The organism is Enterobacter cloacae complex sp. P12RS (assembly GCF_014895875.1).
Lineage (GTDB): Bacteria > Pseudomonadota > Gammaproteobacteria > Enterobacterales > Enterobacteriaceae > Enterobacter > Enterobacter bugandensis.
Genome location: NZ_JADBQO010000058.1, coordinates 20,435 through 31,993, shown reverse-complemented (window position 1 = coordinate 31,993; position 11,559 = coordinate 20,435). Strand labels below are relative to the sequence as shown.

General features: G+C 52.8%; 12 protein-coding genes and 1 tRNA gene. 8 read left to right on the top strand and 5 right to left on the bottom strand.

Annotated features, from left to right (window positions below; all coding sequences use genetic code 11):
• Nucleotides 1–172 precede the first annotated feature (172 nt).
• Nucleotides 173–976, top strand: a complete 804-nt coding sequence (gene dkgB / locus IM284_RS21910) for a 2,5-didehydrogluconate reductase DkgB (protein ID WP_028015602.1) — start codon at nt 173–175, stop codon at nt 974–976.
• Between the two features lie 28 nt (nt 977–1,004).
• On the opposite strand, the gene yafC is transcribed toward dkgB, so the two are convergent.
• A complete protein-coding gene (yafC, locus tag IM284_RS21905; RefSeq protein WP_028015603.1) occupies nt 1,005–1,910 on the bottom strand; it encodes a DNA-binding transcriptional regulator YafC in 906 nt (301 codons plus the stop codon).
• Between the two features lie 104 nt (nt 1,911–2,014).
• Between yafC and IM284_RS21900 the strand changes: the two genes are divergently transcribed.
• The 3 genes from IM284_RS21900 (at nt 2,015) to IM284_RS21890 (ending at nt 4,976) form a co-directional block, all read left to right on the top strand.
• A complete protein-coding gene (locus IM284_RS21900; protein ID WP_047366760.1) occupies nt 2,015–3,190 on the top strand; it encodes an MFS transporter in 1,176 nt (391 codons plus the stop codon).
• 136 nt (nt 3,191–3,326) lie between these two features.
• Complete coding sequence (locus IM284_RS21895) at nt 3,327–4,127, top strand: endonuclease/exonuclease/phosphatase family protein (protein WP_028015605.1); 801 nt, start codon at nt 3,327–3,329, stop codon at nt 4,125–4,127.
• A 75-nt stretch (nt 4,128–4,202) separates the two neighbouring features.
• Nucleotides 4,203–4,976: a class I SAM-dependent methyltransferase gene (locus tag IM284_RS21890; protein ID WP_047366759.1), complete on the top strand. Its 774-nt coding sequence runs from the start codon at nt 4,203–4,205 to the stop codon at nt 4,974–4,976.
• Between the two features lie 52 nt (nt 4,977–5,028).
• Here the strand turns inward: IM284_RS21890 and mltD are convergent, their stop codons facing one another.
• Nucleotides 5,029–6,393 (bottom strand): murein transglycosylase D, encoded by a 1,365-nt coding sequence (mltD, locus tag IM284_RS21885; protein WP_028015607.1) that lies wholly within the window; start codon nt 6,391–6,393, stop codon nt 5,029–5,031.
• A 68-nt stretch (nt 6,394–6,461) separates the two neighbouring features.
• On the bottom strand, nt 6,462–7,220 hold the full coding sequence (gene gloB / locus IM284_RS21880; RefSeq protein ID WP_047366758.1) for a hydroxyacylglutathione hydrolase: 759 nt from the start codon (nt 7,218–7,220) through the stop codon (nt 6,462–6,464).
• Nucleotides 7,221–7,252: 32 nt separating this feature from the next.
• On the opposite strand from gloB, the gene IM284_RS21875 reads away from it, so the two are divergent.
• Nucleotides 7,253–7,969 (top strand): class I SAM-dependent methyltransferase, encoded by a 717-nt coding sequence (locus tag IM284_RS21875; protein WP_028015609.1) that lies wholly within the window; start codon nt 7,253–7,255, stop codon nt 7,967–7,969.
• Here IM284_RS21875 and rnhA read toward each other — a convergent pair whose 3' ends face one another.
• The gene (gene rnhA / locus IM284_RS21870) at nt 7,970–8,437 is read right to left on the bottom strand and encodes a ribonuclease HI (protein ID WP_028015610.1); all 468 of its coding nucleotides are present in this window, start codon (nt 8,435–8,437) and stop codon (nt 7,970–7,972) included.
• A gap of 64 nt (nt 8,438–8,501) precedes the next feature.
• Here rnhA and dnaQ point away from each other — a divergent pair, with 64 nt between their 5' ends.
• Both dnaQ and IM284_RS21860 read left to right on the top strand, forming a co-directional pair.
• Entirely contained in the window at nt 8,502–9,233 is a 732-nt protein-coding gene (dnaQ, locus tag IM284_RS21865; RefSeq protein WP_028015611.1) for a DNA polymerase III subunit epsilon, read from the top strand.
• Between the two features lie 132 nt (nt 9,234–9,365).
• Nucleotides 9,366–9,442, top strand: a tRNA-Asp gene (locus IM284_RS21860).
• A gap of 37 nt (nt 9,443–9,479) precedes the next feature.
• Here the strand turns inward: IM284_RS21860 and IM284_RS21855 are convergent.
• Nucleotides 9,480–10,412 (bottom strand): DMT family transporter, encoded by a 933-nt coding sequence (locus IM284_RS21855; RefSeq protein WP_041911172.1) that lies wholly within the window; start codon nt 10,410–10,412, stop codon nt 9,480–9,482.
• Nucleotides 10,413–10,513: 101 nt separating this feature from the next.
• Here IM284_RS21855 and IM284_RS21850 point away from each other — a divergent pair, with 101 nt between their 5' ends.
• Nucleotides 10,514–11,428 (top strand): LysR family transcriptional regulator, encoded by a 915-nt coding sequence (locus IM284_RS21850; protein ID WP_041911171.1) that lies wholly within the window; start codon nt 10,514–10,516, stop codon nt 11,426–11,428.
• The last annotated feature ends 131 nt before the right edge of the window (nt 11,429–11,559 follow it).

The window sequence follows — 11,559 nt, the reverse complement described above, 5'->3', positions numbered from 1 at the left end:
TCCGTTCCGCCACTTATTAAAAGCCCTGAGTTAACGCTCAGGGCTTTTTTCATATCTGACGATTAATTATTGCGAAATTAGCAAAAATCCTCTGCGTTTTACGATCTTTTTCTCTATAACACCGCCAGCGATAATCGTCCTCAGTTAACGAACATAACGATTGAGGAATATTATGACTCTCCCTGCATTCGGTCTTGGCACTTTCCGCCTGAAAGACGACGTAGTTATCGCATCAGTTAAAACCGCTCTTGAACTTGGCTATCGCGCAATTGATACGGCACAGATCTATGAAAACGAAGCTGCCGTTGGACAGGCTCTTGAAGAGAGCGGTGTACCGCGTAATGAACTGTTCATCACCACCAAAATCTGGATCGAAAACCTCAGCAAAGACAAGCTCATTCCAAGCCTGAAAGAGAGCCTGAAGAAACTGCGTACCGACTATGTCGATCTGACGCTGATCCACTGGCCGTCACCGAACGATGCCGTTTCTGTGGAAGAGTTCATGCAGGCGCTGTTGGAAGCGAAAAAGCAGGGCCTGACCCGTGAAATTGGTATTTCCAACTTCACCATCCCGCTGATGGAAAAGGCGATTGCCGCTGTTGGCGCTGAGAATATTGCGACCAACCAGATTGAGCTGTCTCCATACCTGCAAAACCGCAAAGTCGTAGATTGGGCAAAGCAGCACGGTATCCATATTACCTCTTACATGACGCTGGCCTACGGTAAGGCTCTGAAAGACGAGGTAATTATCCGTATCGCTGAGAAGCATAACGCCACTGCTGCGCAGGTTATTCTGGCATGGGCAATGGGTGAAGGCTATGCCGTGATCCCATCGTCAACCAAGCGCGAAAACCTGGCCAGCAACCTGCTAGCGCTGGATCTTCATCTGGATGACGATGATAAAAAAGCGATCGCAGCACTGGAGTGCAACGACCGCCTGGTGAGCCCGGAAGGTTTAGCCCCTGACTGGGATTAATAAGACCCTCCCTCTGTAACCCGAACCCTCACACAGCTCCTCCGGGAGCTGTTTTTATATGCTCGCTCAGGAAGTCGATAAAGGCGCGTATGCGCGTGCTTACCGCTCTGTCGCTGTAATACACCGCGCTGAAAGGCATCTCGACCGGCAAACGTTTATCGGCCATTAGCTCTACCAGTTCACCCCGCGCTATCTCTTTATCAATCATATAGTCTGACAAGCAGGCGATCCCATTCCCTTCCAGGCAAAGCTGCTTCAGCGTTTCTCCGCTGTTAGACGATAATCCGCAGGTAATTTCATGAAGCTGGCCATCATGACAGGCAACAGGCCAGGTGTTCAGCGACACCGGCTCCGTAAAGCCCAGGCACAGATGCTGCTTCAGTTCTTCAACCGTCTCCGGTTTACCATGTTCAGCAATATACTGTGGAGACGCGATAATTTTACGGTAGCTGGCAAACAGCGGGCGGGCCCGCAGGCTGGAATCCGTCAGGGTTCCCGCCCGAATAGCCACATCCACTTTCCGCTCGATAAGGTTAATAAACGTCTCGGACGAGACCAGAGAGAGCGTCATCTCCGGATAGCGTTCACGGAAAGGTTTGATTAACGGCATCAGAAAATGAAGCACAACCGGCGTGGCAGCATCAATGCGCAGCAACCCGCGCGGCGTGCTGCGGGTTTCCATAATCTCCGTCTCCGCTGCGGCCATCTCCTGCAGCACCGACTGCACGCGGCGGAAATAACGTTCCCCTTCTTCCGTCAGGCTGAGCTGCCGCGTCGTTCGGTTGAGCAGACTCACCCCGAGCTTCATTTCCAGCTTTTTCACCGAACGGCTAATGGCCGAGTTAGCCTGTCCCAGCTGCTCGGCTGCGCGGCTAAAGCTGCCGCTTTCGACGACGGCGACAAAGATTGTCAGCTCTTCAGACGTTGCTTTCATTGTTGCACCACCTGCAAAATTCTATTGATATTTTGACCATTTTTGTTATTTAAGCACTGGCGCATACTGCCTGTCATCTTAATCCTGATGATACGGAGTATTTTATGCCACTGGCGCTACTTGCCCTGACGATCAGTGCCTTTGCAATTGGCACGACCGAATTTGTTATCGTGGGACTGGTTCCCACCATCGCTAACCAGCTTGCCATCTCGCTGCCCTCAGCCGGGTTACTGGTGTCTATCTACGCCCTGGGCGTTGCCGTCGGCGCGCCGGTGCTGACGGCCCTGACCGGACGTTTTCCGCGTAAGCAGCTGTTAGTTGCATTAATGGTGCTTTTCACCGCTGGCAACGTGCTGGCTTGGAAGGCGCCGGACTACACCACGCTGGTCATCGCTCGTCTGCTGACCGGCCTCGCCCACGGGGTGTTCTTCTCGATTGGTTCCACCATTGCAACCAGCCTGGTGCCTAAAGAGAAAGCGGCGTCCGCCATTGCGATCATGTTCGGTGGGCTGACCGTTGCACTCGTCACGGGCGTACCGTTGGGGACGTTTATCGGACAGCATTTCGGCTGGCGTGAAACGTTCCTGGCCGTCTCCTTGCTGGGCGTCATTGCCCTGGTGACCAGCCTGCTGCTGGTGCCATCGACTATTCCTGGCCGGGCCAGCGCCAGCCTCAGCGATCAGCTGAAGGTGCTCACGCACCCGCGTTTGCTGATCATCTACGCGGTTACGGCGCTGGGCTACGGTGGCGTATTCACCGCCTTCACCTTCCTTGCACCGATGATGCAGGACCTGGCGGGTTTCTCACCCAACGCCGTGAGCTGGATTTTGCTGGGATACGGTATTTCCGTTGCGATTGGCAATATCTGGGGCGGCAAGCTTGCGGATAAGCACGGTGCGGTTCCGGCGCTGAAATTCATCTTCGCTGCGCTGGTTATTCTGTTGATGATTTTCCAGTTCACTGCTTCGATACAGTATGCCGCGCTGGTCACGGTGCTGGTCATGGGGATCTTCGCCTTCGGTAATGTGCCAGGGCTTCAGGTTTACGTTGTCCAGAAAGCCGAGCTCTATACGCCGAATGCGGTGGATGTGGCATCCGGTCTGAATATTGCCGCTTTTAATATTGGTATCGCGCTGGGCTCCATTATTGGCGGACAAACCGTCGAACACTTCGGATTAACCCAGACCCCATGGATTGGCGCGGTGATTGTCCTGGTCGCCTTCCTGCTGATTGGCCTGAGTGGACGCCTCGATAAGCCAGCCCGCGTAGCGCTGGGATAACATCAGTAAGTGCTTGCTTACAAAACTGGAAAGCGGTTTCTCAGAAATTGCGTTGAAAGTGTGACCTAAAGTCCCTATAACATTAGAACCAGTCCGTTTTCAGGGCTGGTTCATGTTACAGGGGCTGTTTCCAAAAGTGCGAAAAAATACCTATGCCATGCGTTATGTTGCCGGAATGCCCGCGGAGAGGATCTTACCTCCGGGGTCGTTTGCGAGCATAAGCCAGGCATTACCCGCCGGCACACCGTTAAGCAGCGATGATAAAATCCGGGTTCTGGTCTGGAATATCTTCAAGCAGCAGCGCGCGGAGTGGTTATCGGTACTCAAAAATTTTGGAAAAGATGCCCACCTGGTTCTGCTCCAGGAGGCGCAAACTACCCCTGAACTGGTACGGTTTGCCACCACGAATTACCTTGCCGCCGACCAGGTGCCGGCATTTGTTCTGCCGCAGCATCCCTCTGGCGTAATGACGCTTTCTGCTGCCCATCCGGTCTACTGTTGCCCGCTCCGCGAGCGCGAACCTATCCTGCGTCTGGCGAAATCAGCGCTGGTGACGGTCTATCCTCTGCCGGATACCCGTATGCTGATGGTCGTCAATATCCACGCGGTAAACTTTAGCCTCGGCGTGGATGTGTATAGTAAGCAGTTACTTCCTATTGGCGATCAGATTGCGCATCACAGCGGGCCCATCATCATGGCCGGCGATTTTAATGCCTGGAGCCGTCCGCGCATGAATGCGCTGTATCGTTTTGCGCGCGAAATGTCGCTGCGTGAAGTTCGCTTCAGTGATGACCAGCGTAAAAAAGCTTTTGGTCGTCCTCTCGACTTTGTCTTCTATCGCGGTTTGAGCGTGCACGACGCCTCCGTTCTGGTGACGCGCGCTTCGGATCACAATCCTCTACTCGTTGAATTCAGTCCCGGCAAACCTGATAAATAATGGTATGTCAGGTCTGCCGTGGGGCAGGCCGCGCGGGTGCTGCCCTTTTATTTTTAACCAACAAAGGACAGTACGATGACAACAACACACTCCCATCATGACAACGTAGAAAAGCAGTTTGGTTCTCAGGCAAGTGCTTATCTGAGCAGCGCCGTGCATGCTTCAGGTCGCGATCTGGTGCGTCTCGGTGAACGTCTGGCGGCATTCCCGCAGGCGCACGTGCTGGACCTGGGATGTGGGGCAGGGCACGCCAGCTTTACGGCTGCGCAGCAGGTAGCCCACGTTACCGCATATGATTTATCGAGCCAGATGATGGACGTCGTTGCTGAGGCGGCGAAAGCGAAAGGGCTGAAAAATATAGATACGCGGCAGGGCTATGCGGAGTCTTTACCGTTTGATGACGCGTCGTTTGATGTCGCGATCAGCCGGTATTCCGCACACCACTGGCATGACGTCGGCCAGGCATTGCGCGAAGTCAGACGTGTTCTGAAGCCGGGTGGCACCTTCATCATTATGGACGTGATGTCTCCCGGACATCCGGTGCGTAATATCTGGCTGCAGACGGTCGAAGCGCTGCGCGACACCTCGCACGTGCAAAACTACGCCAGCGGGGAGTGGTTATCGTTTATCACTGAAGCCGGGCTGATTGCGCGCTCGTTAATAACAGACCGTTTACCGCTGGAGTTCAGCTCCTGGATAGCCCGTATGCGTACCCCGGAGGCGTTAAGCCAGGCAATTAGGCTTTACCAGGAGAGTGCGTCCGCAGAGGTGAAGGCGTACTTTGAACTGCAGGCGGATGGCTCATTTACGAGCGATACCATCATGGCTGAAGCGCAAAAAGCGGGATAAACAAAAAAGGCACCGAGGGGAATCGGTGCCTTTTTATCTTTCGATCGTGTTATCAGGAGTCTGGCGTGGCGCTGTTCTTCACAAACAGCGTCAGCTGGTCGCCCGGTTTCAGATTGTCAGTATCATTATTCCAGCGCATCACATCTTTGATGTTCACGCCGTGTCGTTTTGCGATACTGGACAGTGAATCGCCTTTGCGCACGCGATAGGTGATGCTATCGCTGTTGCTGGCGAGACGCTGTGCGCTGCTACCTGCACCCACGGTCAAGGTCTGACCCACCTTCAGCCCAGAGCTGCGCAGATTATTCCACTGCTGCAGATCTTTCGCCGTCACGCCAAGACGTGAGGCAATGCCTGAAAGGGTATCCCCTGAACGCACCTTATAGCTGCGGCTGCTAACGGATGAAGCATCGGCGATCAGCGTTGACTGAACGGCGGCAATTTCACCCGATGCTAAAGACTCACGTAACTGCGCCGCATGTTTCTGCGGAACCATCACATACTGCGGGCCGCTTGCCCCCAGCGTCGAGCCTTTAACGCCTGCATTAAAGGTTTTCAATTTACTTACCGACATACCCGTCATATCAGCAACTTGTTGAATATCAACCGGATTGCTGAGGCGCACGCGCGCCAGTGCACGACTTTCGTCTGGTGTTGGCAGTTGTACACCGTAACGCTTGCTGTTCTTGAGAATATCGCTCAAGGCCAGCATCTTCGGTACGTAAATCTTCGTTTCCTGTGGCAGTGAGAGCGACCAAAAATCGGTGGATTTACCCCGTGCTTTATTCGCTTTCATTGCCTTCAGTACACGACCTTCGCCACTATTATACGCTGCGACCGTTAACAGCCAGTCGCCGTCAAACATCTTGTTCAGACGTTGCATCATGTCGAGAGCGGCTGTCGTTGAAGCGACAACATCGCGACGCGCATCATAGTTGCGGGTCTGTTTCAGACCATAGTTTCGCCCGGTGCTCGGAATGATCTGCCAAATGCCTGCGGCATTGGCGCCAGACGTCGCGTGTGGGTCAAAAGCGCTCTCCACTATGGGTAGGAGTACCAGCTCCATAGGCATGTTACGTTTTTTAACTTGCCCGGCTATCCAGTACATATACGGCTCTGCCCGTAACGTTACATCGTGGAGATAGCTCTTATTTCTTAAATACTTCTGTTTCTGTTCGCGAATCCGGCTGTTTTCCGGAATTCCCATCTTTAGCTCGTCGCCAATAGAGGTCCACAAGTCTTGCTCCTGCGCGAAAGATGTCCCATCGTCCATCCAGCGCGCCGAACTTGTAAACTTCCCTGCTTCCCCTTGACCAGCTGCAGAAAGGCTCTGTGCGTGCTGTTGTACGTTGCTGCCGTTCTGCGACTGGCAACCTACAAGCAGGACAGAGGCGAGTAATATCGCTTTTGCCTTCATGTGTGTGTCAATAGTTGCTTAAAAGACGAGCGATGATAACGGCGAAATTTTGAAAAGGCAACCCGCATTTATCTGAAGTTATCTTTCTTTGACCTTAACCATGCAAATCGCTGTTCAGGTTGTTGCAAATTTGTTTCTTGGTTAATTTTATTAATTAAATCAATATCATCTGTTCGTAAAAATAAATTAATCTGGCGCTCATTTTTCAGAATTACGGGCAGTGTATTTTGGTTTTTTGCACGTAACTCCTTCACTTTGTGATAATAATCCTGAATCGCCCGATCCTCAGGTAAGAGGCTTGCAGCAAACTTCATATTTCCTAATGTATACTCATGGGCGCAACAAATAAGGGTGTCATCCGGTAACGCACTAATCTTTTGTAAAGACTGATACATCTGTTCCGGCGTGCCTTCAAACAGTCTTCCGCAGCCGCCAGAGAACAAGGTGTCGCCACTAAAAAGATAAGGTTTGCTGTAGAAACACAGATGTCCCAAAGTGTGACCCGGTGTAGCAAATACGGAAAACTCCCACTCGCGGATGAGGATATTTTCGCCTTCTTCGACTACTTGCGTCGTTCCCTTATTTTGTGTCTCAGCCGGTCCGTACACCACAAGATGCGGAAATTGGGCGCGCAGTTCCTGCACGCCGCCAGTATGATCGTTATGATGATGCGTCAACAGAATGGCGTCAGGCTGCCAGCCGTTATCATTTATGGCGCGCAGTACAGGGGCGGATTCGCCGGGATCGACAATGACGCATCGACGATCGTCATCGACCAAAACCCAGATGTAATTGTCCTCAAAAGCGGGAATACTGATAAGATTCATACATTACCTCTTATAGCGTGGCGGGTGTTTTGATGAAACCGGCAAGGATACCTCAGACTGTCGCAGCACCGGAACGTTGGGCGGAATTGCCCTGGGGTGAATACTATCGCGAAGCACTGGAGCAGCAGCTGAAGCCCTGGCTCGCGAAAATGTATGGCTTTCACCTGCTTAAGATTGGCAATCTCAGCGCGGAAATCAATACCGAAAGCTGCGCTATCTCACATCAGGTTAACGTCTCTCTCGGCGGATCGCCGGTTCAGGTGAAGGCAGACCCGTTGCATCTGCCATTTGCAGAGAAATCCGTTGATGCATGCCTTCTTGCACACGCGTTGCCCTGGTGCAGCGATCCTCACCGTATGCTGCGTGAAGCCGATCGCGTTCTGATTGATGACGGCTGGCTGATCCTCAGCGGATTCAATCCGCTGAGCCTGATGGGGCTGCGCAAGCTGGTACCCGTGCTGCGCCGAACGCCACCCTATAACAGCCGAATGTTCACCATGATGCGCCAGCTCGACTGGCTTTCACTGCTGAACTTTGAAGTGCTCTGCTACGGCGGTTTTCAGGTACTGCCGTGGGCGCGGAAGGGGGGAGTGTTGTTAAGCACGCATTTGCCCGCCTTAGGCTGCATGCAGTTTATCGTCGCGCGTAAGCGAACCATCCCCCTTACGCTTAACCCGATGAAGCAGAGCAAATCGAAAACGCCTATCCGGCAGACCGTTGGCGCAACGCGGCAGTACAGAAAGCCCTGATCAGGATTCAGGCTGGTAGCCTGCATCCTCATGGGCCGGGTTTAAAGCCGCCGCGCGCGCCAGTTCGTCGCAGCGTTCGTTCTCAGGGTGACCAGCATGCCCTTTTACCCATTCCCATTTTATTTGGTGCTGACCTAATGCCGCATCCAGCCGCTTCCAGAGATCGACATTTTTAACCGGCTTTTTATCCGCAGTTTTCCAGCCGCGTTTTTTCCAGTTGTGGATCCACTGGGTGATACCCTGGCGCACGTACTGGCTGTCGGTACTGAGCACCACGTCGCAGTGTTCTTTTAAGGCTTCCAGCGCCACAATGGCCGCCATCAACTCCATACGGTTGTTGGTGGTCAGGAAATAGCCTTCGCTAAAAGTTTTTTCATGCTGGCGATAGCGCATAATCGCGCCGTAGCCGCCGGGCCCTGGGTTGCCGAGACAAGATCCATCGGTGAAAATTTCTACCTGTTTACGCATCTCTGGTAGACTTCCTGTATTTGAAACGTTCAGTTAAACGATAAGTCTGACATAAATGACCGCTATGAGCACTGCAATTACTCGCCAGATTGTCCTCGATACCGAAACCACCGGTATGAACCAGATCGGCGCGCACTACGAAGGGCATAAGATCATTGAGATCGGTGCCGTTGAAGTGGTGAACCGTCGTCTCACGGGGAACAACTTCCATGTGTATCTCAAACCCGATCGGCTGGTGGATCCAGAGGCATTCGGCGTTCACGGTATTGCCGATGAGTTCTTGCTGGATAAACCGACCTTTGGAGAGGTGGCAGACGAGTTTCTGGAGTACATCAAAGGCGCCGAACTCATCATCCATAACGCCTCGTTCGATATCGGCTTTATGGACTATGAGTTTAGTAAGCTCCATCGTGATATTCCGAAAACAAACACCTTTTGCAAAGTGACCGATAGCCTGGCGCTGGCGAGGAAGATGTTTCCCGGCAAGCGTAACAGTCTCGATGCGCTCTGTTCACGTTACGAAATAGACAACACCAAGCGAACGCTGCACGGGGCATTGCTCGATGCCCAGATCCTGGCCGACGTCTATCTGGCAATGACCGGCGGACAGACGTCGATGAAGTTCAGCATGGAAAATGAGTCACAGCAGACGCAGGGCGAAGCGGGCATTCAGCGCGTTGTCCGTCAGGCAAGCCGCTTGCGGGTTGTTTTAGCCAGTGATGAAGAGCTACTTAACCATGAATCCCGTCTCGACCTGGTGCAGAAGAAGGGCGGAAGCTGTATGTGGCGCGCCTGAAAAAACGCCACAATGCCTGTAAAATCATCGGTTGGGTGAATTTTGCAGCAAACGATTCAAAACGTGAGAAAAAGCGTTGACGAGATCGGAGGCACACCGTAATATGCGCCTCGTTCCCCAAGCGGGAACAGTGGAGCGGTAGTTCAGTCGGTTAGAATACCTGCCTGTCACGCAGGGGGTCGCGGGTTCGAGTCCCGTCCGTTCCGCCACTATTCAGGCCCACGTTATTTATAACGTGGGCCTTTTTCATATCTGTACTTTTTCGTCTGCGCGTTCGATCTTCGCGACTTTCCTTTGCGAGGCGCGAGAGCAGAGGGCAATGCCAAACAGAATCAGTACCGTGCTGACCAGATGATACGAGTGCAACGTAACGTGCAGGAACATCACGCTGAACAGACCGCCGCTCAGCGGAATAAGGTGGGAATAAATCTCCCCGCGGGTTGCACCGATAGCCGCAATGCCTTTATTCCACAGCAGGTAAGAGAGCCAGGAAGGAAAGACCACCAGGTACATCAGCCCGCTTAAAAAGCCCGGTGCGGTATAGGCCGTCCAGTCAGGTAAGCCGGTCTTTATCAACGATATCGCCAGTACCGGTAACAACACCAGGGCACCGAGGACCGCGCTCACGGCCACAAAGGCATTCCCACCGACGCTTTTCGGCTTCATCCGCAAGAAAGCACAATAAACGGCCCAGCTGGCGGCAGAGCCCATGGTCCAGATATCGCCGCGATTCAGATTTTTAAGCGTATCCAGATGCAGCAGATCGCCCTGCATGACCAGCCAGACTACGCCCAATGAACTGAGAACAACGCCAGCAATATTCTGTACTGATATTTTCTCTTTAAAGACCAGCTTATTTATCAATAAAACCAGGGCGGGCGTTGTAGATAAATAAATAGCTGCATTAAGAGATGAAGTATATTGCAGACCGATATACAGCGTGAGTGGGAACATAACCTGTCCGCACAGCGCAAGAAATATGATCGTACCTTTCGCCTTTTTCATCATCGGCCACTGGGCGCGAATCTGTCTGATATAAAGCATCGATAAAAGAAGAGCCGTAATTATCCAGCGTGCGGCGGATAATATAATCGGGTCTGCATGCGCCACCAGTAAATGACCGACGACATAATTACCCCCCCAAAAACAGGCCGCGAGACTGAGTAAAAAATAGGGCATAGAGGCTCCTGATAATAAACATTTTGTCTGCCTTTAGAGTACTGCCGGTGCAGAATTAAATGCTAATATAATATTTTCATCTCACGGTATTGGCTGAAACTATGAAGTTTACTCTCAGGCAACTTGAGTTCTACATTGCGTTAGCGGAAACATTACAAATTTCCAAAGCGGCCAGCCGTTGTCATATATCGCAATCTTCCATGACGGTCTCTATGCGCAACCTGGAGGAGGCGGTGAATGCCCCTCTCTTTATCCGTCATGCAAAAGGGATCCAGTTAACTCCCGTCGGCGAGCGATTTCTCAATCATGCCCGCAAGATCCTCCACGATAGCCGCGCGGCGGTGGAGGATCTCCATCAGCAGCCTGAGGCGATTAACGGCGTCGTGCGCATCGGCATTGCCGAAACCCTTTCCGCTTATCTGCTGCCCAATCTCTGGGGCGATATCGCGCAGCGTTTTCCGCTGCTGGAGACGGCATTTCATGAGGCGCCCGCATCGCAGCTGCTTCAGGCCTTGCGTCAGGGAGATCTCGATTTTTGTCTTTTGCTAACCTCCAATATCAGCCACGATAGTACGCTTGAGGTCGAAACGTGGATCCGTTCGCCGCGCCGGTTATGGACCGCCATCGGCCATCCTCTTCTCAGCGTGCCGGAGCTACGGTTAAAGGATGTGGAAAAGGCGCCATTTCTGTTGCTGGTGACGGACGACTATCCCGATGTGATATCCGACTACTGGCAAAGCAGGGGCTGCCATCCTGACATTCATTTTCGCACCAACTCCTTTGAGGCGATTCGAAGTCTGGTCGCGCAGGGAAAGGGGGTGACGATTTTATCCGATCTGGTCTATCGCCCGTGGGCGCTCGGCGGTCAGCGCGTGATCCGGCGCACCATTGACGACTGCATTACCTATATGGATGTGGGCATCGTCAAAAACGTCGGGCAGCCGCTTTCGCCGGCCTGTTTGCGGTTGATGGATTTTTTACGACAGCAAACGGCACGTCTGGGCGAAGCGCGCTGAACTGCGTCCCTGAGATTTCCTTTATCCGCCAGATATTTCCTGATTTCCCTGAGGGCCTTCTTGCCCGCAGGTCGTGTATTCCGCTGCTGGGGATGAAGACAATAAGCGCCTTGCTTATTTTCTTTACCGAA